Source organism: Thermopolyspora sp. NPDC052614 (genome assembly GCF_040678635.1).
Lineage (GTDB): Bacteria > Actinomycetota > Actinomycetes > Streptosporangiales > Streptosporangiaceae > Thermopolyspora.
In genome coordinates this window covers 85,561-108,011 of record NZ_JBFATZ010000023.1, presented here as the reverse complement: position 1 = coordinate 108,011, position 22,451 = coordinate 85,561, and the positions used below count along the sequence as shown (strand labels likewise).

At 68.9% G+C, this 22,451-nt stretch carries 28 protein-coding genes and 1 tRNA gene; 22 read left to right on the top strand and 7 right to left on the bottom strand.

Going from position 1 to position 22,451, the window contains the following annotated elements; all coding sequences use genetic code 11:
- Positions 1–288: NUDIX hydrolase (locus AB0K60_RS32910; RefSeq protein ID WP_364064126.1), on the top strand; the 288-nt coding region annotated here is incomplete at its 5' end.
- Here AB0K60_RS32910 and AB0K60_RS32905 read toward each other — a convergent pair.
- Positions 269–1,486, bottom strand: a complete 1,218-nt coding sequence (locus tag AB0K60_RS32905) for a helix-turn-helix domain-containing protein (protein WP_364064123.1) — start codon at positions 1,484–1,486, stop codon at positions 269–271. The two genes, AB0K60_RS32910 and AB0K60_RS32905, sit on opposite strands and share 20 nt — an antisense overlap.
- A gap of 121 nt (positions 1,487–1,607) precedes the next feature.
- Between AB0K60_RS32905 and AB0K60_RS32900 the strand changes: the two genes are divergently transcribed.
- The 13 genes from AB0K60_RS32900 to AB0K60_RS32840 all read left to right on the top strand — a co-directional run bounded on the left by AB0K60_RS32900 (position 1,608) and on the right by AB0K60_RS32840 (position 9,865).
- Entirely contained in the window at positions 1,608–2,021 is a 414-nt protein-coding gene (locus tag AB0K60_RS32900) for a hypothetical protein (RefSeq protein ID WP_364064121.1), read from the top strand.
- Positions 2,018–2,362 carry a hypothetical protein gene (locus AB0K60_RS32895; RefSeq protein ID WP_364064119.1) on the top strand — a complete coding sequence of 115 codons (345 nt, stop codon included), beginning with the start codon at positions 2,018–2,020 and terminating at the stop codon, positions 2,360–2,362. The genes AB0K60_RS32900 and AB0K60_RS32895 overlap by 4 nt, the downstream gene beginning before the upstream one ends.
- Positions 2,352–3,062 (top strand): hypothetical protein, encoded by a 711-nt coding sequence (locus tag AB0K60_RS32890; RefSeq protein ID WP_364064117.1) that lies wholly within the window; start codon positions 2,352–2,354, stop codon positions 3,060–3,062. Before AB0K60_RS32895 ends, AB0K60_RS32890 begins: the two co-directional genes overlap by 11 nt.
- 42 nt (positions 3,063–3,104) lie before the next feature.
- Positions 3,105–3,821 (top strand): GntR family transcriptional regulator, encoded by a 717-nt coding sequence (locus AB0K60_RS32885; protein ID WP_364064114.1) that lies wholly within the window; start codon positions 3,105–3,107, stop codon positions 3,819–3,821.
- 114 nt (positions 3,822–3,935) lie between these two features.
- Positions 3,936–4,352, top strand: a complete 417-nt coding sequence (locus AB0K60_RS32880; protein ID WP_364064112.1) for a plasmid replication, integration and excision activator — start codon at positions 3,936–3,938, stop codon at positions 4,350–4,352.
- Positions 4,349–4,654: a hypothetical protein gene (locus tag AB0K60_RS32875; protein WP_364064110.1), complete on the top strand. Its 306-nt coding sequence runs from the start codon at positions 4,349–4,351 to the stop codon at positions 4,652–4,654. Before AB0K60_RS32880 ends, AB0K60_RS32875 begins: the two co-directional genes overlap by 4 nt.
- Positions 4,651–4,998 carry a hypothetical protein gene (locus AB0K60_RS32870; protein WP_364064107.1) on the top strand — a complete coding sequence of 116 codons (348 nt, stop codon included), beginning with the start codon at positions 4,651–4,653 and terminating at the stop codon, positions 4,996–4,998. Before AB0K60_RS32875 ends, AB0K60_RS32870 begins: the two co-directional genes overlap by 4 nt.
- A gap of 83 nt (positions 4,999–5,081) precedes the next feature.
- Entirely contained in the window at positions 5,082–6,515 is a 1,434-nt protein-coding gene (locus AB0K60_RS32865) for an FtsK/SpoIIIE domain-containing protein (RefSeq protein WP_364064104.1), read from the top strand.
- On the top strand, positions 6,512–6,691 hold the full coding sequence (locus tag AB0K60_RS32860) for a hypothetical protein (protein WP_364064101.1): 180 nt from the start codon (positions 6,512–6,514) through the stop codon (positions 6,689–6,691). The genes AB0K60_RS32865 and AB0K60_RS32860 overlap by 4 nt, the downstream gene beginning before the upstream one ends.
- A gap of 38 nt (positions 6,692–6,729) precedes the next feature.
- On the top strand, positions 6,730–8,340 hold the full coding sequence (locus AB0K60_RS32855) for a replication initiator (RefSeq protein ID WP_364064135.1): 1,611 nt from the start codon (positions 6,730–6,732) through the stop codon (positions 8,338–8,340).
- Position 8,341: 1 nt separating this feature from the next.
- A complete protein-coding gene (locus AB0K60_RS32850; protein WP_364064098.1) occupies positions 8,342–8,518 on the top strand; it encodes a helix-turn-helix domain-containing protein in 177 nt (58 codons plus the stop codon).
- Between the two features lie 68 nt (positions 8,519–8,586).
- Entirely contained in the window at positions 8,587–9,006 is a 420-nt protein-coding gene (locus AB0K60_RS32845; RefSeq protein ID WP_364064095.1) for a hypothetical protein, read from the top strand.
- A gap of 634 nt (positions 9,007–9,640) precedes the next feature.
- Complete coding sequence (locus AB0K60_RS32840) at positions 9,641–9,865, top strand: tyrosine-type recombinase/integrase (protein ID WP_364064092.1); 225 nt, start codon at positions 9,641–9,643, stop codon at positions 9,863–9,865.
- Positions 9,866–9,950: 85 nt separating this feature from the next.
- Here the strand turns inward: AB0K60_RS32840 and AB0K60_RS32835 are convergent.
- Positions 9,951–10,040 (bottom strand) — tRNA-Ser (locus AB0K60_RS32835).
- Between the two features lie 182 nt (positions 10,041–10,222).
- Complete coding sequence (locus AB0K60_RS32830) at positions 10,223–10,786, bottom strand: YceI family protein (RefSeq protein ID WP_364064089.1); 564 nt, start codon at positions 10,784–10,786, stop codon at positions 10,223–10,225.
- Positions 10,787–10,887: 101 nt separating this feature from the next.
- Here AB0K60_RS32830 and AB0K60_RS32825 point away from each other — a divergent pair, with 101 nt between their 5' ends.
- Positions 10,888–11,391 carry a MarR family transcriptional regulator gene (locus AB0K60_RS32825; protein WP_364064087.1) on the top strand — a complete coding sequence of 168 codons (504 nt, stop codon included), beginning with the start codon at positions 10,888–10,890 and terminating at the stop codon, positions 11,389–11,391.
- Between the two features lie 32 nt (positions 11,392–11,423).
- On the opposite strand, the gene AB0K60_RS32820 is transcribed toward AB0K60_RS32825, so the two are convergent.
- Positions 11,424–11,993 carry a SigE family RNA polymerase sigma factor gene (locus AB0K60_RS32820; RefSeq protein ID WP_364064085.1) on the bottom strand — a complete coding sequence of 190 codons (570 nt, stop codon included), beginning with the start codon at positions 11,991–11,993 and terminating at the stop codon, positions 11,424–11,426.
- A 282-nt stretch (positions 11,994–12,275) separates the two neighbouring features.
- Between AB0K60_RS32820 and AB0K60_RS32815 the strand changes: the two genes are divergently transcribed.
- Positions 12,276–13,277, top strand: a complete 1,002-nt coding sequence (locus AB0K60_RS32815) for a hypothetical protein (protein ID WP_364064082.1) — start codon at positions 12,276–12,278, stop codon at positions 13,275–13,277.
- A 6-nt stretch (positions 13,278–13,283) separates the two neighbouring features.
- Positions 13,284–14,117, top strand: coding sequence for a MauE/DoxX family redox-associated membrane protein (locus tag AB0K60_RS32810; RefSeq protein ID WP_364064080.1), 834 nt, complete (start codon positions 13,284–13,286; stop codon positions 14,115–14,117).
- A 110-nt stretch (positions 14,118–14,227) separates the two neighbouring features.
- Here AB0K60_RS32810 and AB0K60_RS32805 read toward each other — a convergent pair whose 3' ends face one another.
- Positions 14,228–15,421 (bottom strand): ATP-binding protein, encoded by a 1,194-nt coding sequence (locus tag AB0K60_RS32805; protein ID WP_364064078.1) that lies wholly within the window; start codon positions 15,419–15,421, stop codon positions 14,228–14,230.
- 794 nt (positions 15,422–16,215) lie between these two features.
- On the opposite strand from AB0K60_RS32805, the gene AB0K60_RS32800 reads away from it, so the two are divergent.
- The 5 genes from AB0K60_RS32800 to AB0K60_RS32780 all read left to right on the top strand — a co-directional run bounded on the left by AB0K60_RS32800 (position 16,216) and on the right by AB0K60_RS32780 (position 20,523).
- Positions 16,216–16,983, top strand: a complete 768-nt coding sequence (locus tag AB0K60_RS32800) for a M15 family metallopeptidase (protein ID WP_364064075.1) — start codon at positions 16,216–16,218, stop codon at positions 16,981–16,983.
- A 200-nt stretch (positions 16,984–17,183) separates the two neighbouring features.
- The gene (locus AB0K60_RS32795; RefSeq protein ID WP_364064072.1) at positions 17,184–17,696 is read left to right on the top strand and encodes an NUDIX domain-containing protein; all 513 of its coding nucleotides are present in this window, start codon (positions 17,184–17,186) and stop codon (positions 17,694–17,696) included.
- Positions 17,697–17,817: 121 nt separating this feature from the next.
- Entirely contained in the window at positions 17,818–18,678 is an 861-nt protein-coding gene (locus AB0K60_RS32790; RefSeq protein ID WP_364064069.1) for an NUDIX hydrolase, read from the top strand.
- Positions 18,679–18,739: 61 nt separating this feature from the next.
- The gene (locus AB0K60_RS32785; protein WP_364064066.1) at positions 18,740–19,768 is read left to right on the top strand and encodes a permease; all 1,029 of its coding nucleotides are present in this window, start codon (positions 18,740–18,742) and stop codon (positions 19,766–19,768) included.
- 5 nt (positions 19,769–19,773) lie between these two features.
- On the top strand, positions 19,774–20,523 hold the full coding sequence (locus AB0K60_RS32780; RefSeq protein WP_364064063.1) for a TIGR03943 family protein: 750 nt from the start codon (positions 19,774–19,776) through the stop codon (positions 20,521–20,523).
- A gap of 196 nt (positions 20,524–20,719) precedes the next feature.
- Here AB0K60_RS32780 and AB0K60_RS32775 read toward each other — a convergent pair whose 3' ends face one another.
- Together AB0K60_RS32775 and AB0K60_RS32770 are read right to left on the bottom strand one after the other, a co-directional pair.
- Positions 20,720–21,496 (bottom strand): CHAP domain-containing protein, encoded by a 777-nt coding sequence (locus AB0K60_RS32775; RefSeq protein ID WP_364064060.1) that lies wholly within the window; start codon positions 21,494–21,496, stop codon positions 20,720–20,722.
- A 444-nt stretch (positions 21,497–21,940) separates the two neighbouring features.
- On the bottom strand, positions 21,941–22,180 hold the full coding sequence (locus AB0K60_RS32770; protein ID WP_364064057.1) for a hypothetical protein: 240 nt from the start codon (positions 22,178–22,180) through the stop codon (positions 21,941–21,943).
- Positions 22,181–22,451: the final 271 nt, after the last annotated feature.

The window sequence follows — 22,451 nt, the reverse complement described above, 5'->3', positions numbered from 1 at the left end:
ACGGCGGCCCGGGAGGTTGAGGAGGAGACCGGGTATCGGCCCAAGGAGATCGAGCCGCTGATCACCTATCAGCCGATGGCGGGCATGGTGGATTCCGAGCACCTGCTGTTTCTCGCGCGCGGGGCCGAGTATGTCGGGGAGCCGACCGGGGAGATCGAGGCGGATCTGATCCGGTGGGTGCCGATGGCCGAGATCCCGGAGATGATCGCCCGGGGGGATATCTGGACGTCGGGGACGTTGATCGGGGTGTACGCCGCTCGGGAGCGGCTCAGTTCAGGGCGCGCTTGACCAGGCGGGCCACCTCGTCGATGCGGCGGCGCTGTCGGCGGGAGCCGGTCATGGTCGCGAGCTGTTGGGCGCGGTGGATGTGGGGCTGGGCGGCTTCGGGTTCGCCTGCGGCCAGGAGTGCGTAGGCCAGATCGCAGCGGGTTCCGGCTTCGGCGCGGTTGTAGGTGCCGTCCATGCCGGCGAGTGCGGAACGCAGCTCGTCGGCGGTGTGCGGGTCGCCGAAGTGGAGCAGGCAGCTGCCGCGCCAGCGGGCCAGGTGGTGCGGGTTGAGTGAGATGTAGGGCATGTCGGGGTCGTGGCCGGTGTCGCCGAGGAGGGTGGCGGCCTGGTCGAGGGCGGTGCGGCAGGTGTGTTCGTCGCCGAGGATGGCGGCGAGTTCGGCTTCCGCGGCTGATAGCCAGGTTCGGGTGAGTGCGGGGATGCGGCTGCGGTAGGTGGCGTGGACGTGCTGGAGGAGTTCGGTGGCTTCGGCGGGGCGGCCGAGGTCGGCCAGGACGAATGCCTGTTCGCCGGACACGTACGCGATGAGGGCGGGGTCGTTGGCCTCGTAGGCGGCGGCTTTGGCGTGTTCGTAGTGCTGCCAGGCATCCGATAGGGCGCACATGTCGATGGCCTGCCATCCGGCCAGGGAGGCGGTTTCGGCGAGTACGTGGGCGAGTTTGGTGCGGATTCCGGGGCGTACGGCGTGGTGGAGCGCGCGCTGCACTTGGTTGCTTTGGGCGCGCATTTTGTCCGCGATTGCGGCGGCTCCGAGTTTCCGGTCCATTAGGCGCAGATTGTTGGTGTCCACGGTGAGGATGGCGACCATGGTGGAGTCGATGGAGGCTGCCGCGTCTAGGCGTGCGGTCAATTCGTCGTGCTGCTGGCGTTGCTGGAGATCGTCGATGGGGTCGGAGGCGTCGGTGTGGCTCACGCCCAGCCCGAACAGGACGCGGGCGTGGTCGGGCATGCCGAGGCCGGTGGCGATGCGTTCGTAGACGTCCAGGTCGGTGGCCTGGAGCAGGCCGCGCATGTAGCGGCTGATGCGGCTTTGGGCGATGCCGGTCGCGGCCCCGATGCGGACTTGGCTGGCGCCCGCGTACTGGGTGGCGAGTTTCAGCAATGCGGGAACGTCTCGGCGTTTGAGAAGTTCGCGTGTTTCCTCCCGCTCCCATATCTGGGCGGGAATCTTGATCGGGTCGAATGCCTGCTCACGCAAGGCGTGCCTCCGGTGGCCTCGACTGTGAGGTGGGTGGCGCTTTGGACGGCAGCTTATATGCGCTGGGGGAATATCTTCGAGGAATAGTGGCGTACGTGTCTGACCACTGATGCTTTTCGGCATGACAGAAGCGGTTAGGTGCGATGCGTGCGGCGGGCGCGGGTGGAAGGTCGTCACCCGGCGGGGCCACGTCGGCGCGTCGATGCTGGGCGCTGCGCACTCCTCCCGGGAGGACTGCCTGCACTGCGAGGGTCCATCGCCGATGCCGGAGATGTTCGAGTGGGAGGTCCTCCTCCCTGCCGAGGGCGGCGGTGAGCGGCTCGGGCCCTGCGGGAGCAACTCCGGTCAGGCGACCGCGATGGATGAGCTGCGCAAGGCGCTGCGCAGGACCGAACCCGGTCAGAACGCGCGGGGGCGCATCGTCCGGCGGCTCTTCGACTTCGGGGTGGCGCTCGATGACTGGCGCCGTGAGGTGATTTTCGAGGCGGTTGTGGATCTGGCTGGCTCGGTGCGTTTCACGCGGGTCGAGTCGTGACCGGCGTGGCGGTGCCCCAGGTTCCGGCGCTTGTCGCTGCGTTGTGGCTGCGCCATCATCTGGAGGCGCACGGGATCGCCGCCGATGTCAACGGCGGGTACGGACTGGCGGTGGTGTCGGTCTGTGCCGATCTTCTGGTGTGGACCGATGGCGATCGGTTCTGGTGGCGTACCAGATGGAACCCCCGCCGTCGGCGCTACAGTCTCGCCTGGCACCCGGCGGCCGACTCCGAGAGGGCCGCCCGGCGTATCGCGTTCCGCCTGGCGCAGTTGCGTCGCTCGCCTTCGGCATGCGCTTCGATGAGCAGGGGCGCGGGGCAGGCCGGTCGCGATGCCGGTTGAGGTGTCTGGCCGGGTGCCGGCCGGTGACCTGGTGCGCATCGTGTCGCTCGATCAGTGCCGGTACAGGGCGCGGCAGTCTCCATGGCTGGTCGGCCATCTTGCCCGGGTGCTGTTCGCCCCGGCTCAGGGCGTGTGGGCCGAGGTCGAGTTGCTCGCCGAGGATCTGCCGTACGGACGGCGCCGGGAGTGGCAATTGCACGTCGGTGGCCTTCGGGTGCTCCACGCTGAGGATGTCGAGCAGTGCCGACCCGCGCGGCCTCCTCGGGCGGGTGACCGCGCGACAATCGTCGGCGTTCTTCACAGTCACGCGCGTGCTCGCGCGTATGAGCACGGGCTTGTGTCGCAGCGTGGGGTGGTCGTGCGGCTGTTGCGTGAGGGTTCGTACGCCCTCGTGGAGCTCGACGACCCGCCGTCGACGCTGCTGGGCGTACGGCGCTGGCATCTCCACGTCGATGACCTGCGCATCGAACTGGTTGAGCCGCGCGGCCAAGCTAGCGGGCCGGTGCCAGGTGTCGGGCTGGCGGCCGGTACGCGGCACGCGATCATTCCGGCTGATCCGACGATCGCCCGGTGCGGGGCTTCGGTGCGGCCGGTGCTGGTCGATGGCTGGTCGCCGCCGTTCAGCCCGGCGCTTGAGCGTGCCTGCCCTGACTGCTCGGAAAGGTACTGCTCACCTGACACCTTCGCCGGTTCCCGCTAGTCTGCTTATGCGGACAAGCACAAGAGCGATTGGGCGGATGATATGGGCATGGATTACACGCCCCCCAAGTACATCCAGGTCATGTCGGCGATTCAGCAGCGTATCGAGGCCGGCGAGTACCGTCCGGGCGACATGCTGCCTTCGGAGACCCAGCTTGTCCGCGAACTGGGCGTGGGGCGTACCACCGTGGTGCGGGCGTTGCAGACACTCGCGATGCAGGGGTGGATCACCCGCGAGCACGGGCGCGGCTCGTTCGTGAAGGGCCGTCCCGACAGCCCGGCCGAACGCGTCCGCCCTGGCCTGGCCGTGACCGAGCAGGCCGAGACCGGCGACGGGGCGATGCGAGCAGAGCGTGTCGCGGCCCCTCGACATGTCGCCCGGCTGATGGGCGTGGCCGAGCGGACGCCGGTTTTGATGCGGCAACGGGTGACACGGCAGGGCGGGCGGCCTGCGGCGGTGGAGACCCTGTGGTTTCCGCTGGAGATCGCCCTTGGGACGGATCTGGAGAAGCCCGATCCGCTGCCGCGCGGGGTGCGCCACCACCTTGAGGCGGTCAAGCATGTGCGGTTCGACCACATCACCGAGCGGCTGACCGCGCGCAAGCCGACCAAGCAGGAAGCCGAGTCGCTCGGCTCCGCCGATCCCGTGCTCGGCGTGCTGGCGACGGTGCACGATCCGGCGGGCGCGGTGCTGATGGTCATGAGCGTGGCCCTGCCCGGGGACCTGCACGAACTTGAGGACGTCTATCCGGTGAGGTAGATCTTTCCCGCGCCACATGCTTAACCACTTGTGCGGACAAGTCGCTCGACGTACTCTCAACTCAATCGGACAAGTGGACGACCGGACGACGGTCGTCTGTTGGAAGGAAACAGCATGGCTCTGCAAGGTCCTATCGCGGTCACGTTCGAGCAGGTGTTCCCGCACGGCTGCTACGTGGTCGGCGAGGTCGAGAAGGTCAAGGACTTCGACGCCTCGACCAACAACCGCTTCGTCCAGGCGCGCGACAAGTCCACCGGGCTGCCGGTGTGGCAGGTCGCCGTCATGGACGCCGACCCCACCCTCAAGCCCGCGCAGAAGACGGTGGCGGTCAAGCTCCTGGCCGAAGACCAGCCCATCGCCCCGCCCATGATGGCCGGGCTGCCGTTCACCCCGGTGGAGTTCGACGACATCACCGTCACCCCCTACGTCAACGCCACCGGACGGCTCGCCTACTCGGTCCGCGCCCGCGTCATGCGCGCCCCCGGCACCGGGGCCGGCAAGGCCAAGCCCGCCGTCCGGGAGCAGGCGTGAGGCGACGGATCGCCTTCCGGCGCAGCAGCGTGATCAGCCTCAGCACCGGGCGCACCGCCCGCGTCGAACGGCACCGCAACGGGAGGTGGACTCCGGCCCTGGCGCTGGACTTCGGCGCCACCTGGGTCGTGATCCGCACCTCGGCCAGCGACCACGTCACCTCGGGCGACGTGGCGTTCGCCCGCCAGCTCGCCCGCGCGGCCGGTGCCTTCGCCGAGGAGATCACCCGGCAGTACTCCGCCACCCACCCCAAGACCGGAACCAGCAGCACCCGCGACGACGGCAAGGAGATCGCGAGATGAGCGGCTACAGCTACACCACCATCAGCATCGACCCTGGGCAGCAGCCGAAGATCGGGGTCTCGATCCACCCCGACGAGCACGCCGAGGTGACCTACTACTCCGCGCGGAACGACGGCTCGCGGGACTTCATCCGGCTCGCTCATGCGGGCGCCAACGTGCACATCTGCATCCCCGACCAGACCCAGGTGACCGGCACCCACGTGGCGTTCGCCCGGGAGTTGTTTCACGCGGCGGCGGCGTTCCTGGCCGACTGCGAGCGCCTCACCACCACCGGCACCGGAACCGCCGGGGCCACCGGCAAGGCCGACCAGGCGGGCGAGCCGCTCGACCAGGGCGCGGCCTGACCTCAAAGACGGGGCCGCTGGAACTGGTCCTTCCAGCGGCCCCTGGATCTCTCCCGACGCTCATCGAAAGAGGAATCAAGCTTATGCTCCGCAAGCTCCCTGGGGACGAGGTCAAGGGCCTGGTCTCCACCACTCCCGACACGGCCGTGGTGTTCCGCCCGGCCGTCGTCTCCACTCCCGTCATCGTCACCATCGTCCTTTTGCTGGCCCGGCTGCTCGTGAGCCTGGTCCGGCTGGTCTGGCGGCACCCGATCGCCCTGGTCGTGGCGGCGGCTCCGGTCGCGGTGTGCTGGCTGTACGGCTGGCGCATCACGGTCGCCGCCGTCTGCATGACCGGCTCGGCACTGGCCGCCTGGGCGTCCCTGGACCGGCCGTCGTTCGCCCGGCTGGTCGGCTGGCGGCTGCTGGCCTGGTGGCGCTGGGTCTGGGTCTACCGGTGGCACTGGCAACCGGTAATGATCGTCTCCGGCCTTGGGCGGCACCTGCGCGGACGCGACTACCTGCCCACACTCATCAAGGTGCGCTGCGACGGCTGGGCCGACCACGTCACGGTCAAGATGCTGCACGGACAAGCGGTCAAAGACTGGGCCGACCGCATCGAACACCTCGCGCACGGCTTCGGCGCGGCAGGCTGCCGGGTATCGGTCACCCGGGCCGGTCGGCTTTGCCTGACCTTCCCGCGACATGATCCGCTGTCGGCTCCGTTCCCTGCCGTACCAATGCCGGGGGCCGCGACGGTGGGGCCGGTGGAGATCGGCACCTGTGAGGACGGCACCCCCTACCGGTTGAAAGTGCACGGGACGCACGTCCTAATCGCGGGCGCGACCGGTTCGGGCAAGGGCTCTTACCTGTGGTCGGTCATCCGTGGCTTGCTCCCCGCCGTACGCGCGGGCCTGGTCCAGATCTGGGCGCTGGATCCCAAGCGCATGGAACTGTCCTACGGGCGGGAGTTGTTCGGCGGCCGGTACGCCGCTGACCCTGCCGACTGCGCCGACCTGCTGGAGGCCGCGGTGGCGGTGATGCAGGAACGCGCCGACCGGTACGCCGGGGTCCAGCGCGCGCACGTGCCGACCGTGGATGACCCGTTCATCCTGGTGATCGTCGATGAGGTCGCGTTCCTGACCGCCTACCAGTCCGACAAGCATCTCCGAGTCCGGATCGTCGCTGCCCTGGCCACGCTCACCACCCAGGGCCGCGCGGTCGGCGTCGGCGTGATGGCGGCGTTGCAGGACCCGCGCAAAGAGGTCATGAGCATCCGCAACCTGTTCCCCGACAAGATCGCCCTCCGGCTGGATGAGTCCGAGCAGGTGGACATGGTCCTCGGCGACGGCGCCCGGGACCGTGGCGCGCTGGCCGACCACATCTCACCCATCCCCGAACGGGGGGCTGGCGTCGGGTACGTGCGGCTGGAAACCTGCCCCGACCCGGTTCGCGTCCGCGCCGCCTACGTCTCCGATTCCGACATCCGGACCATGGTCGCGGCGTTTCCCAGCGGTGGCGGGGGTGAGGGCCGATGAGGCTGGCTCACCTGCTCGACGGGCTGCGCTGCGCCGACTGCCTGACCATCGATGTGCTCTGGTACGACCCGGTCCGCGGACTGGTCGAGTGCCGCGAGTGCGGACACCGCGCCAACGTCGCCTTCGAGAACATCGGGACCGCCGGGAACGCCGAGGACGTCTGGGAGGTCGTGTGAGCAACCCGCACGACCAGACGACGCCGACGACGCGGGCGATGCCCCGGGCGGTACGGCAGGCGATGCCGCTCGCCCGGGACGTCGTCGAACACATCGCCGTCCAGCACGGAGTGTGCATCCGGCCGGTGGCGCTGCGGCGCATCGACACCCGCACGGGAAAGTCCGAGATCGTCGATGTCCCCTGCGGGGCCACCCAGGAGGCCGTGTGCCCGCCGTGTGCCAAGCGCAACCGGCAACTCCGCATGACGCAGTGCAGTGAGGGCTGGTACCTTGAGACCGAACCCGCCATGACCCCAGATGAGCCGAACGAGCATCAGCGGCACCTGGTGGAGTTACGAGCCGACATGCAGACCTGGCGGGACGCGGCCGAAGCGGCGGGCGGGCCCACCGAGGACCTCGACGGCGCGATCGCCGATCTCGACCACGAGATCAATGCTGCGGGCATGCGCGGTAACGTCCTGGGCCGGTCCGCATCGAAGCGCAACCGCTCGACCCGGCGTCGGCAGGACGCCCCAGACCTGCCCAAGCGCAAGATGGCCGCGACCACGCTCGGGCGCACCTTCACCGCGCCGGACGGCAAGGTCTACCGGCCGTCGATGTTCATCACGCTCACGCTCCCGTCGTATGGACGCGTCACCAACGGCGTCCCGGTCGACCCGGACGGCTACGACTATGCGCGGGCCGCTCGGGACGCGCTGCACTTCTCCAAGCTGGTGGACCGGTTCGTGCAGAACCTTCGCCGCGTGGCGGGCTACGACGTGCAGTACTTCGCCACCGTCGAACCACAACGGCGGCTGGCCCCGCACCTGCACATGGCGATCCGGGGCACCCTGCCCCGGGCCGAGATCAAGCAGATCGCGGCGGCCACCTACCACCAGGTCTGGTGGCCCGCGATCGCTCGGGTCGTCTTCGACGGGGACCACCTGCCCATCTGGGATGAGCAGGCCGGCTACCTCGACCCCGACACCGGCGAGGTCCTGCCCACCTGGGACCAGGCACTCGACCAGCTCGACGCCGACGACCAGGCCGAGCCGCTACACGTCATCCGCTTCGGCACCCAGATCGACATACAGGGCGTGCTCGCCGGGTCCAAGGACGCCGACCAGTGCATCCGCTACCTGTCCAAGTACCTCACCAAGTCCATCGGCGACACCCTCGACCCGGCCAACCCGGCCCAGGCCGAGCATGCCGCGCGGCTGGCGGAGGCGCTGCGGTACGAACCATGCTCTCCGGCCTGCCCGAACTGGCTGCGCTACGGCATCCAGCCCAAGAACGCCCACGCCGGGATGCGCCCCGGCGGCTGCAAGGGCAAGGCCCACAAACCCGAACACCTCGGCTACCCGGGACGCCGCGTGCTCGTCTCGCGCAAGTGGTCCAACAAGACCCTGACCGAACACAAGCAGGACCGGCGCACCTGGGTTCTGGAAGCCCTCGGCCTCGACCAGGACCAGGCCACCGACCCACACCGCTACACCTGGCAGCCGGTCAGCAGCGCCGACCCTGGCTTGGCACCTCTGGCGCTGCGGCTGCTGCGCAGCGTGGCCGAACGCCAGCGATGGCGCAACGCCATGGAACGGCTCAAAGCCCAAGCAGAGGGACGCCCCGTCCAAGATCCCTCGGATCCAGGCGGGATCGGAAAGGCGGCCTGACATGGAGAAGTTGCTCCACCGCCCGAAGGAAGCGGCGGCTGTGCTCGGAATGAGCCGTACAGCTGTCTTCCGATTGATCAGGACGGGTGAACTTCGCTCGGTCAAGTACGAGGGGTATCGGCTCATCCCGGCCGCCGCCCTAGAAGCGTTCGCGAGAAGCCTCGAAGAGGTGGCCTGATGGCGTCTAGGAAGCCGAACGGGCGCTCATCGATCTACCTCGGAAGCGACGGCCTTTGGCACGGCTGGGTGACGGTCGGAATCAAACCGGACGGCTCCCCCGACCGACGGCACCGCAAGGGCAAAACCGAAGCAGAGGTGACCCGCAAGGTTCGGGAACTGGAGGGCCAGCGGGAAACGGGCCACGTCAGCAAGCCTGGCCGTGCCCCGACCGTCGCCGAATGGATGACGGAATACCTCGATGTGGTCTGCGAGCGGCTCGTCACCTCGGGAAAGATGGCGCCCCGGACTCTCGACGACTACCGGTCGAAGACGCGTCACTGGATCATTCCGCTGCTCGGCCTTCACCGTCTCGACAAGCTCGCGCCGGAACACCTCGACCAGGCGTACGCCACGATGATGAACAGCGGCCGTTCGACGAGCACGGTGCTGAAGGTGCATCGCATCCTGTCCCGGGCGCTGAAGATCGCTGTACGCCGCGGAAGATAACCCGCAACGTCGCGACGCTCGTTGACGCTCCCGTCGCCGCCGACCCGGACATCGCGCCGCTCTCTCTTGAGGAGGCTCGAAAGATTCTGGAGGCGGCCAAGACCAGACGCAACGGCGCTCGCTGGTCGGTGGCTCTCGCGCTGGGTCTCCGTCAGGGTGAAGCGCTCGGACTTCGCTGGTCCTTCGTGGATCTCGATACCGGAGTGATCAAGGCGTGGTACCAGGTGCAGCGGAAGCCCTGGGAGCACGGCTGTGACGACCCTCATGCATGCGGTGAGGCGTGGCACCGCATGCCCTGTAAGAAGCGCTGCACTATCCACAGGCACTCGGCGGACTGCGCCGCGACATGCAAGAAGCCCAACCACGTCTGCCCAACCCGGACGTGCCCGAAAGGGTGCACGGGTCACGCGGACCGCTGTCCGAAGCGGACAGGTGGCGGGCTGGTCTTTCGGCAACGCAAGGGGAAGAGCCGGCTGACCCTCCAGTGTCCGCCGGAGCTGCTCCCGATCCTTCGCGCTCACCGGGTCGCCCAGCAGGCCGAACGGGAGAAGGCCGGTGATCTGTGGGAAGACCATGACGTCGTCTTCGCCACGAGGCGCGGCAGGCCTATGGAGCGCAGCGAGGACTACAAGGCGTGGAAGGCGCTTCTCAAACGTGCCGGTGTCCGAGGGCTCGGCTTCACGACGCACGGCACACGGCCGGTTCGCTCCTTGTAGAGCAGGGTGTGCACATCCGAGTGGTTCAGGAGATCCTCGGCCATGCCCGCGTGACCACCACCCAGCGGTACACCCACGTCGCCAGCGCTCAGGTACAGGACGCGAGCGAGCGGATGGGCTCCGCTCTCTGGGGCGATGGGTGAGAACTGCAACCCAAACTGCAACCCTGACGCGTACGAAGATCGAAAAACCCCTCTCCGGGATGGCCGGGAGAGGGGTCGTAAGCGGCGGAGGCTCGGGGATTTGAACCCCGGATGGGCGGTGAGCCCAAACCGCATTAGCAGTGCGGCGCCATAGACCTGACTAGGCGAAGCCTCCTTGTAGCCGGGTGGCTCAGGCCAGAGTACCGGGCCGTGGGCTAGGCGGCAAAGTGAATTGGGGGTTCGTGTCGGTGGAGGTGAGGTTGCCCACACCCGTTATACACAGCCTGTGGATAACGGGTGTGGGCAACCTGTGGATGAACTGTGGATGAGGTGTGGACAGGTGTGGATAACGCCCTGTCAGGCCTGGCGGGTGGCCTCGCCCTCGATCTCGATCTTGACCTTCTTGCCGACCATGAAGCCGCCCGTCTCGAGGGCCTGGTTCCAGGTGAGGCCGAAGTCCTCGCGGTCGATCTCGGCGGTGATGGAGAAGCCGAACAGTTCCACGCCCCAGGGGTTGGCGCCGGCGCCGCCGTACTCGACGGTGAGCTCGACTTCCTTGGTGACGTCACGGATGGTGAGGTCGCCGAGGACCTTCAGCTCGTCGCCCTTGTGGCCGGCGACGCGGGTGCTGCGGAAGGTGATGTTCTCGTACTTGTCGACGGCGAAAAAGTCGTCGCTGCGGAGGTGGTTGTCACGGTCGGAGGCGTTGGTGTCGATGCTCGCGGCCTTGATGGTGATCTCAGCGCTGGACTCCAGCGGGTTCTCCGCGATGGTGACGCTGCCGCTGAACTCGCCGAAGTGGCCGCGCACCTTGGCGACCATCATGTGCTTGACCGAGAAGCCGATGCGGGTGTGGGCGGCGTCCAAGACGAAGGTGCCGGGCGTCGGGATGGTGAGGCCTTCCCACTCACGGGTGCTCATGTCGTCTCCTCAATAGGCGGTGGTCGTCCAGATAGTTGCGACAACAGATGTCTACCGGACAAATCTTCCTCGTGTCAAATATCGTCGGATATAGTGTGAATGTGAAAGCGCTAGATGATCCCCGGCTCACCGCCGCAGGCCTGCTCGCCGAGGTCTTCACCGGCATGATGACGCGGCTCACCCCCACCCTGAGCGGCGCCGGACTGTCCGCGATCGACTTCGAGACCCTGCTGCGTCTGGCCCGCTCGCCCTACCAACGGTTGAGGATGAGCGATCTCGCCGCGCAGACCAGCCTGTCGACCAGCGGTGTCACCCGGGTGATCGACCGGCTGGAACGTGAGGGGCTGGTCACCCGCAGGGCGTGCGACGTCGACCGGCGGGCGTCCTATGCGGTGATCACCGATGCCGGCATGGCGCGGCTCGACCAGGTTCTGCCGCAGCATCTTGAGGACATCGAGAAGTGGTTCACCGGGCTGCTCGACCCCGACCAACTCGACGCGATGCTGGACGCCTTACGGATCATCCGCGACACCGTACGGCCCTGCGCCACCGCGGGCGTCGAACCGATCGAGGCGACGGGCGCCAGAGGCGCACGGTCCCGATGACGCCCGCCTCGCCGGGCTTTAGGCGGGAACCTTCAGGTCTGCGGGTGCACCGCGGGAGAAACGGCCGAGGACGCCGAGGACGCCGAGGACACCGCCAGGTCGCCACGGAGTTTGGCCATCGCGCGGGAGACCGTGCTCTTCACCGTGCCGATGCTGACGCCGAGGGTCTTGGCGATCTCCGGCTCGCTCATGTCCTCGTAGTAGCGAAGCACGATCGCCGTGCGCTGGCGGACCGGGAGCCGGTCGAGGGCCTGTTCCAGCAGTTCGTACGCCCTGCCCTGGACGGCCGCGTCCGGCACGGGCACCTCGGGGATCTCCGCCGAGGGATACTCCTCGAGTTTGCGGCGGCGCCACCAGGAGATGTTGATGTTGACCATGGCGCGGCGTACGTAACCGTCGATCGCCCGGCGGTCGTCGATGCGGTCCCAGGCGAGGTAGGTCTTGATCAGGGCCGTCTGCAGCAGGTCCTCCGCGTCGGCGGGATTGCCCGCGAGATGGTGGGCCATGCGCAGAAGGACGGGGCCGCGAGCGGCCACGTAGTCGTGGAACGCCTCGTGAGCCCCGTCGCCACTCCACTGCGGACGGTCATGGTTCGTACCCATATTGTGGCCAGAATGACATCCCTTGCCCCTAGTCCGGCCGAACGGGGATTCAGGGTTCCCTCCGCCGAATGCAAAGATCGCCCAAGGGGGTGATGGAACCGCCGACGCCGTCCCCATTGCGGCTTACAGGTTCACAAGTGCCGCATATCAGAGTGAATCCACTGCAACTGGGAGTACATATTTTGTCCCCCTTCCCGCCCAGTCATACGGGATTCAACGGATCCGCAGAGCCGTACGCGCGGGACATGTGAGGCTGGTTTCCGGGGGGGGAGAGGAGAGATCATGAGCGTCGACCGCCGTCGCGCCCGCGCGGCCGCCGTGCTCGGGCGTGAGCCGGCGCCGCTCGGGCCGGTGCCCGGTGGCGATCCCGCGCCCGGAGTCGTGACCGGCGAGATTCGCGATGTCAGCCCCCACCTGCTCGTGGTGGAGAACGCCGAGGGAGACGAGATCCGCCTTGTCGTCGCGCCGTGGGCGACCGCCTGGTGCGGAAGCGACATGGCCCCGGCCGACGTGCCGCGCGGGGCCCGCGCGATCATCAGGACGGCCGGCGGGCACGGCAGGGTGGCCGATCGCATCTGGGTGGATATCAGCAGGTTCACCGGGAAGATCTTGAAGGTGCGCGGCACGCGGGATCTCACCGTCGATCTCGACTGCGGCCCGCATCGGGGGCGGCGGACGATCAGGATTCCGTACCGGGCCTCGGGGCGTATCCAGGTGCGTCACCCGCGGCTGGAGCCGGGCTACCTGTTCGACGCGATCGGCACGCTCGGCCGGGGGGAGCCGACCGCGCTGCTCCCCGCCGCGTCCCAACCGGCCTACCGCGCCGAGGCGACGCCCGTCCCGCCGCTCACCGACGACGGCCCCGCCTCAACCCACTCCTCCGGCCCCGTTTCGGACCCTGTCTCCGCCCCCATGTACGGCGCCGCCCCCAAGATTTCGGGGTCCGCCGTCTGGTCGGACGTCTTCGACGACGATGAACGCGGCGCGGCGTACCCGATGCTGGAGCGTGCGGACGCCGAGTGCGAGCGGGCCGGCACCACGTGCGCCCCGCTGCCGTACCTGGCGATGGGGTCGGCGCTGGCGGTGGACAATGTGTGCACGAACCGGTCGGCCGTGGTGCCGATCGTGGCGTGCGGGTGCGTGGCGGGGCGGTTCTGCGACCGGTGCGTGGAGTGCGGCACCTCGCCGCGGGGGCGGATCGTGGAGCTGTCCCCGGCGTCGTTCGTCGAGCTCGGCGGGGAGCTGACCAGGGGCTGTTTCAATGCCAGGATCGTGTTGGGGTGAAGTGAGTTGACGACGACGATTGCCCTGGCCGCGCTGCCCATCGTCGTGCTGACGCTGGTGCTCGGCGCGGTGGCGAAGTTCGTGGCGGTGGCCCGCGGGATCGAGCCGGAGGGGCTGGGCCGACTGGGCCCGGCCACGCTGATTCCGGAGCGGTGGCGGGCCTCGGCGCTGGTCTGCTGCGCGCTGATCGAGCTGGCGGGCGCGATCGCCCTGCTCTTCTGGGACCACCCGGTGCCTCGCTGGTGGATGGCGATCTTCTTCGCGCTCGCCACCTACGTGCTGGTCGATCTTCGGCGGCGGCGGCCGGAGGCGGGGTGCGGCTGTTTCGGCGAGGTGAGCAGCACGCCGGTGGGGCTGCGCTCGATCGGGCGCGCGATGGCGCTGGGGGCGATGGCGGTGGCGATCGTCCTCTGGCCGGTGACCGGGGCCGACCTGGTCGCCGGGCTGTCCTGGACGATGCTGGGCTGGACGGCGGCCGGGGTGGCGCTGGTGCTGGCGCTGTCGCCCGAGGTCGGCGAGGCGATCGCCCGCATGCGGTATAAGGCCCCCTGCGAGCGGCGCGAGCTGCCGGTGGAGGACGCGTTGTCGCGGTTGACGACGAGCGCGGCCTGGCGGGCGCGCCGTCCGGTGCTGACGTCCACCACGCCGGAGGACACGTGGCGGGAGCTGTGCTGGCGTTTCTTCGTGTTTCCCGGCCGCACGGCGGACGGGGACGATGTCGACGTGGTCTTCGCCGTCTACTTGAGCGGCGGTCGGCATGCCCCCGTCCGCAGCGTGCTGATCGCCGCCGACGGGACCTCTCTGGAGTCTCTGCCGGAATCTATGGCCGTATCGGCATGAGGCTAGAGAGGTCGATATTCTCCAATCGTCGTCGTGCGGAATTCAGCTCTCTACGGCTCTCTAGCTTCCCCTCTAGAAAGCCGTAGAGAGGTCTATGGGGTTCTACCTGGTCAAACAGGCTGGGAGCGTAAAAACTTCCCGAAGTGCGGCACCGTGAAGCCGATGAGGCCGCGCTCGGCGCTGTAGATCAACCCTTTCTTGATCAGGCTGTCTCTGGCCGGCGAGAGACTGGACGGCTTGCGCCCCAGCACCTCGGCCACCTCGGCCGTGGGCACCGGGTCGTCGCCGGTGGCGGCGCCGATGGTGGCCATCGCGTGCATGTAGTCGCGCTCGGCCGGGGTCGCCCGCTCGTACCGGCTGCCGAAGAAGCCGACGGCGAGCTCCTGCTCGGCCTCGGGGGCGGCCACCTTGACGTCGTCCGCCGTGATCGGGCTGCGGGGCGCGGCGTCCCAGGCGACCTTGCCGTACGCCTGCACGAAATACGGGTAGCCGTCGGCCGCCTGGTAAAGCGCGTCGAGCGCCTCCGGGGTGAACTCCACCTCTTCGCGCTCGGCAGGCGCGATCAGCGCCTGGTCGGCCGCCTCACGGTCGAGCCGGTCGATCCGGGCATAGCGGAACAGCCGCTCGGAGTAGCTCTTGCTCGCCGACAGCACGCTCGGCAGGTGCGGCAGCCCGGCGCCGACGACGATCAGCGGCCCGCCGGACTGCGACAGCTCATGACAGGCCGCGCACAGCGCCGAGACGTCGGCGGGCCGTACGTCCTGCATCTCGTCGATGAACAGGGCGATGCCGACGCCGAGGTCGGTCGCCACGGACGCGGCGTCGACGAACAGCTCGGTGAGGTCGATCTCCAGGTCGCCGGAGTCGGCGCGACCGCGGGCGGCGGGCACGTCGATGCCGGGCGACCAGTGCGAGGTGCCCTTCGCGGCGGCCGGGTCGCGCATCGCGAACGCCTTCAGCACACTGAGGAAGGACTCGATGCGCTCGGGCGCGCGGTGCCGGGGGGCGAGCTCCCGGGTCGCCATGTGCAGCGCGGCCGCGACCGGACGGCGGATCGACTGGTCGGGCCGCGCCTCGATCTTGCCGGTGCCCCACAGCCGCTGGATCGCCATCGACTTGAAGGTGTTGAGCAGCACCGTCTTGCCGACGCCGCGCAGGCCGGTGAGCACCATGCTGCGCTCGGGGCGGCCCCGGGCCACCCGCTCCAGCACGACCTCGAACTGCCGCAGCTCGCGATCGCGACCGGCGAGCTCGGGCGGACGCTGGCCGGCGCCGGGGGCGTAGGGGTTGCGCACGGGATCCACGCTCTCGGACTTTATGACGGGATCTAGCGGACGCCGTAGATTTCCGTAGAAAGTGCTACGGCGTGTCGCCCGTCGCGGGCGGCGCGACGGCTCGGCCGGACGCCCGACCGGCGGCGCCCCGAGCGGCGCCGAAGCCGCCGTCGGCATGGCCGGCACCGCCGCCGATGCCACCAGCACGGCCATCGCGCTCACCCCTTCCACCTGCGACTATGGCTCCCTGCACAAGCGTACGAATCGTCACGCCCGACACCGAACCTGCGTTCGATTCGATGGGAAGACTCTAGCGCCAGATCGAACAGGTGCGCGAGGCCTTCCGCCAAGAAATGTCGGTCGAGCCGCCTAGGATCTCCAGCAGGCCCCCCTTTTGCCCCGATACGCCACACTTGCCCAGGTCCCACGCCCGCATCCCACGCCCGGTTCCCGCATCCAGGTCCTGCGGCCACGGCATCGCCAGGCACGCCCGAGCCGGACCCAGACGGTCCTTCTGGCGACCACCCGGATCCGCCACCCACCTCTGTGGCCGTACAGGGCGAGGCGACAGCACCGCTCCGGCGCAGGCTCGGTCGCACGAAGAGCGGGGCCGATCACCGGAGAAACCGCCGGGCCGTACGCCACCGCGTCAACGGTGGACCCACGCCGACCCCGACTCCAGCCGGTGCTTTCCGAGCCGTCCCCCGATGCGGCATCGAAAGGGCAAGCCACGCCTCGGCCACGCCCGGTTCGACGATTCCCCCTGATAACGCAATCTCTTCACACCGTGGCCGGGAGCCTCGGAAACCGTCTTAGGCTGATGTATGGCTCGCATACGGATGCTCCCCTACCTGGGGTTTCTCGCACTGGCTGGGATCTGTGCCTGCGGCGGCGGCACCTCGGCGGGAGCCCACGACGCGGTAGCCGCACCCGCGACGCCGAGCCAGACCCGCACGGCGACCGACCAAGCCGAACCGTCCGCACCCGCCGAAACGGTCACCCCGCGCCCCACGCCCACCGGCCCGCCACCGTTCTCCGCCAAGATCCAAAAGGTGGACCGCGCCGACCTCAGCAAGTCCTGGCGCCCGGGCTGCCCGGTCTCCCCCGCGCAACTCCGCATGATCGTCATGACCTACTGGGGCTTCGACGGCAAGCAGCACACCGGCCGCCTCGTCGTCCACGAGTCCGTAGCCGAAGAGGTCGCCTCGATCTTCAAGAAGCTGTACGACCAGCGCTACCCCATCCGCCGCATGGAACCGGTCGACAAGTACGACGGCGACGACTACCGCTCCATCGACGCCGACAACACCTCGGCCTTCAACTGCCGCCCCGCCACCGGCTCGACCAGTTGGTCGAAGCACTCGTACGGCAAGGCCATCGACCTCAACCCGCGCGAGAACCCGTACATCTACGCCGACGGCACCAACTCCCACCGCAACGCCGACGCCTTCGTCAAACGCCCGCTCAAAAAGCCCGGCGTGATCAACCCCGGCGACCGCGTGATCAAAACCTTCGCCGCCGAGGGCTGGGAGTGGGGCGGCTACTGGTCGGGAGCCAAGGACTACCAGCACTTCAGCAAGGGCGGCGGCTAGGGTCAGCAAGGGCGGCGGCTGGCATCGAGCGCACCCCGGCCCGCCTGCCGGGGCCCGCCGCGCGAGCGGGGGCGGCCAGGACGTCTCGGTTCGGGTCGGTTTCCGGACTTGACGCACCATCGGCAGTGCGTGTCCCCTGTGGGGCGGCCGAGCCGGGACGTCCTCAGTGGTACGCGTCACATGCGCCTTATGGTCGTGCCATGCCGAATGTTACCTTGCGGCCGTCCGCGCGCATCCTGCTCCTTGACGACCGGGAGCAGATTCTGCTCTACCGCGGCCTGGGACTGGCGAAAGACTCGTCCCACGCCTGGTTCACCCCTGGCGGCGGCGTCCGCGAGAACGAGTCCGTGGTGCGGGCGGCCGCCCGGGAACTGCACGAGGAGACCGGGTACCGGGTCTCCCCCGAGCGTCTCGGCGCGATCGTGGCCACCAGCGAGGGCCACTGGCGGCACACGGACGGCCGGCTGTTCTACTCCATCGACTCCTTCTTTTTCCTCCGGGTCGGCAGGCTGGAGATCGACACCTCCGGCATGGAGGAACTCGAACGGTCGCTGATCGTGAGCCACCGATGGTGGACGCTGCCCGAACTGCGTACCACGGAGGAATGGGTCATTCCCCTCGGCCTGGCCGAGGTGCTGGAACGCCTGATCGCCGGGGATCGCCCTGATAAGCCCTTCGTCTTCCCCTGGCACCATCCCGACATACCCGACTAGGAACGCGAAGCCGCGTGGCGTACAGACTATGCGCGAACGACCGGAAAGGCCGTGATCACGCTTCCGGAGGTCAGGCGCGGGCGGGCCGCTCGCGGGGGTGGCGAGCAGGCAGGATGGAGACATGGCGGTCAGCGATGGCGATGGGTGGGCACTGTGCGGGCGGGGGCATCGGCACTGGGGGGTGCATGGGGCCTCGGGGCTGCTGGCCGTTCATCACGACGAGGCCGGGACGGCGCGTGTGCTGATGCAGAAGCGGGCGGTGTGGAGCCATCACGGGGGCACGTGGGGGTTGCCGGGCGGGGCGACCGACAGTCACGAGGACGCGATCAGCGGGGCCCTGCGGGAGGCGCGTGAGGAGGCGGCGCTGAACGGGGACGGGCTGCGGGTGTCCGGCGTCTACGTGGACGATCACGGTGGGTGGGCGTTTCAGACGGTGATCGCGGAGGCGGCGCGGCTGCTGGAGGCGACGCCGAACGCCGAGAGCGTCGAGATTCGCTGGGTGCCGGTCGAGGAGGTCGCGCAGCGGCCGCTGCATCCGGGGTTCGCCGAGACGTGGCCGGTGGTACGGCAGGCGCTGACGCCGGCGGTCGTGGTGCTTGACGCGGCGAACATCGTGGGCGCGCGGGCCGAGCACGGGTGGTGGCGGGATCGGGCCGGGGCGACGCGGCGGCTGCTGGACGAGGTGGGGCGGCTGGCGCGGGAGGGGCTGCGGCGGCCGGTGGACGGTGGGCCGGAGCTGGCGCGGTGGTTTCCGCGGATGACGATGGTGGTCGAGGGGGCGGCGCGGGGCGTCGAGTCGGTGGGTGAGGTGAGCGTGGTGGCCGCGCCGGGGAGCGGGGACGACGCGATCGTGGCGGCGGTGCGCGAGGCGCGGCCGTACGAGCGGGTCGTGGTGGTCACGGCGGATCGGGGGCTGCGCGAGCGGGTGACCGCGCTGGGGGCGTCGGTCACCGGGCCGAAGTGGTTGTTGTCCCAAATTTGACGCGAACCGATCGGCGTGGCTTCCCGCATACACACAAGAACATGACCGATGGTCTGTAAAGATGTGGGCCATGTCCGACAGGGCCATGCTCGACTGGTCGGCCGATGCCAACAGTCCCGTTCCGCCCTCGTCGTGGGGGCGCAAGGCACCTACGGCTCCGGTGTTGCCGTGGGTTTTCGCCGCCTTGGTGGGGGTGCTCATCGTGGGGCGCTTTCTGCTGGCGCCCTATCTGACCTCGCCCGCGCTGCAGACCTGGGCGACGATCTTCGTGGCGATCTGCGTGCAGGCGCTGCCGTTCCTGGTGTTCGGCGTGCTGCTGTCGGCGGCGATCACCGCGTTCGTGCCGGCGTCGTTCTGGACGCGGGCGCTGCCCCGCCGGCCGTACGCGGCCGTGCCCGTCGCCGGGGCGGCCGGGGCGGTGCTGCCCGGATGCGAGTGCGCGTCGGTGCCGGTGGCGTCGGGGCTGATGGCGCGGGGGGTGACACCCGCGGCGGCGCTGGCGTTCCTGCTCGCCTCTCCGGCGATCAATCCGGTCGTGCTGGTGTCGACGGCGGTGGCCTTTCCCGGGCGGCCGGAGATGGTGCTGGCGCGGTTCGCCGCCTCGCTGGTGGTGGCCGTGCTCGCCGGGTGGCTGTGGCTGCGGTTCGGCCGGGCCGAGTGGCTGCGCGTTCCGCGCCGGGAGACCGGGCGCGGGTGGGCGGCCTTCCAGGAGGCGATGCGGCACGATCTGCTGCACGCCGGCGGGTTCCTCGTCGTGGGCGGACTCGCCGCGGCGACGCTGAACGTGGTGGTGCCGCGTACGTGGCTGACCGCCGTGGCCGGGGTTTCGTGGCTGTCGGTGCTGGCGCTGGCGCTGCTCGCGGTGGTGCTGTCGATCTGCTCGGAGGCGGACGCGTTCGTGGCGGCGTCGCTGACGGCCTTCTCATCGACGGCCAAGCTCGCGTTCCTCGTCGTCGGGCCGATGGTCGATCTGAAGTTGATCGCGTTGCAGGCGGGCACGTTCGGGCGGTCGTTCGCGGCCCGGTTCGTGCCGTTGACCTTCACGCTGGCGGTGCTCGTCAGCGTCGTCACCGGGTGGGTGCTGCTGTGAACCGCATGTCGCAAGGGCTGGTGCTGCTGCTGCTCGGTGGCGCGGTGTTGCGGATCTCGGCCTTCTCGACGGCGTACCTGAACTATGTGAAGCCGGGGTTCCGGCCGTTTCTGATCGCGGCCGGGGCGGTGGTGTTCGTCCTGGGCGTGGTCAGCCTGGTGCAGGAGTGGCGTAAGCCGCATGTCCCGGAGGTGGAGCGGGCGCGTGCGGAGGGGGACGGGCGGGCCGACGGGCACGGGCATGATCACTCGCGGGGGCCTCGGGTGGCGTGGCTGATGTGCCTGCCGGTGTTCGCCATCTTCCTCATCGCGCCGCCCGCGCTGGGCTCCTTCGCCGCGGCGCGCGACGATGTCGCGCCTCCCCCGCCGCCGCCCGAGGTGGTCGATGGGTACGCCCCGCTGAAGGGGGACGCGCCGGTCGCGATGCCGATCGGGGAGTTCGTCGGGCGGGCCTGGGGGGATCGCAAGCACAGTCTCACCGGCAAGCAGGTACGGCTCACCGGGTTCGTGGTGCAGTCGAAGAAAAAGGACGCCTGGTATGTGACGCGGATGCAACTGGCCTGCTGCGCGGCCGACGCGATCGCGCTGAAGGTGTCCGTGAAGGGTGCGCCCGCGCCGCCGGAGAACACCTGGGTGGAGGTCACCGGCACCTGGATACCGCCCAAGTCCGGCAAACTTCCGAACGGGACGGTTCCGCCGGAGATCGCCTCGATCAACGTGACCAAGGTTCCGCAGCCGACCGAGCCGTACGAGTAGGTGCGTCCGTGTACGCGACACCCGCCCGTACGGCGGGCCGTACGAGCGGGCGGTGGTCCAGATATCCGGATATGACCGACTCCGGATGACCAACTCCGGATGACGAACGTCGTGACGGGCCGGTCGGGCGACGCGGGGGAGTGCGCCTGACCGGCCCGCGTCCGTGGGGGAAGGATGGGGGAAGGCCGCGCCGGGCTCAGTCCGAGTCGTCGCGGCGGATCGGGGCGAGCGACGGGATCCACTTGGTCAGCCGCTCCCGCACCGCGGGCTTCTTGGCCAGCGCGGCGATGAGGACCGCGGGCAGCAGCACGCCGCTCAGCGCCAGCGGCGCGAAGATGTCGCTCGATCCGTGCTCGATGGCGGTGCCGGTCGAGGCGCCCGTCGAGGTCGTGGTCTCGGTGGACGCGGCGGTGCCGGCCTCGGCCGCCTTTGTGGCCGCCTTCTCGGTCGTCGCGCCGTTCTTCTTGTTCGCGAGGACGACCTTCCGCTGGTTCATCTTGCGCACGGCGTCGGGGTAGCCGTAGCCGACGATCTTGTCCGAGGTGCGGGTCTTGGAGACGACCGCGTTGGAGATGTTGCCCTCGATCGTCTTGATCGTGTGGTCGTTGACAACGCTCTTCACCAGACCGACGTGGTCGATGGCGTCGATGTCCTTGGAGCCGCCCCAGTCGAAGAACACGACCGCGCCGGGCATGGGCTTGTCACCCCACGCGTTATGGCGCTGGAACCATTTGGCGTGGTCAACGGTCCACGCGTTCTGGCCGACGTCCTCCTGCTGGCCGGCCTGCATCGCGGCCCAGGAGACGAACATGTCACACCAGGCGGCGTTGCTGTAGCCGGGCTCCTTGGCGTGGGTGGCCTCGTACCACTGGCCGAACTTCGTCAGCCCGCCGGGGCCCTCGGAGTAACCGAGCTGGGACTCGGCGACCTTGAGCAGTGCGTCGCTGTAGTTGTACGTGTCAGTGTTAGCCATAAGTAAAAGAAGTGCGCTACTCGTGGCCGTGCGAGAGATGTCGTGCCGCCATACGACAAGGCCGAGCCGAGCCGCTTCAGTAGGTGACGGGGCTTGCCCACGCGCAATGTCCGGCGAGTGTCGCCTGGCGCGGACGGGGCGGCGTTGATGTGCGGTTTAACCGCTGCACGTACAGATAACAACATGGCCCAAGCCCAGGTCAAGCGGGGTGGGACGCGCTTGAGGCCGGACACGGAGGGGCGACGGGTAGATCCAGGAAAGCGAAACTGTAGATTAGTTTTCGCTAACTCCTACACCGTCGGAGGAACGCGCCGGAAAATAGATCTACCGATTACCGGGATTAAGATCAATGGGGCCGAAAAAGTGAGCCGCGCCACGTTGACGGTTTTTGGGTTTGCCCGGACGCGGGCGATGGTCACGTCAAGTCCGGGGTAGCGGCGCCTCTCACCACTCCTCAAAGGCGACCTCGACGCCGGCCGCCAGGTCGAACAGCACCGCGTTGTCGGCCAGCCGTACCACCTGGACGCCGAGGGCGAGCCCCTCCCGCTGGAGCCGTACCGCCGCCTCCCGCGCGTGTTCCGCGAAGTGGTAGCAGCAGACGGTGACGAAGTCGGGTGCGGGAAGCTCGCATCGCACCTTGTAGCGGTCGACCGGCCACGCCGGGGGAAGCGGGGCGGAACTCATCCAGTGAGGCAGGGCCAATACGCCTCTCCTGTCCCTTGTGGGCAACATCCGTGTCGGTTCGACGCACCAGCAGCGCGACCGGATTCATGAGCACAGCTCCGTGAGCCGGTCGCCCTCCAGAGGTATACACCACTTCCAGCTCTCACCGATAGATCATCCGTTAGTAAACCTCTCCGGTTCTGTCCGCAGGCGCCCCGGCGTGCCGTACCAGGCGAGTCCTCCGTGAAGCATGCGATCGCAGCGGATCCGGCGCGGAGGACCGCCGTTGCGG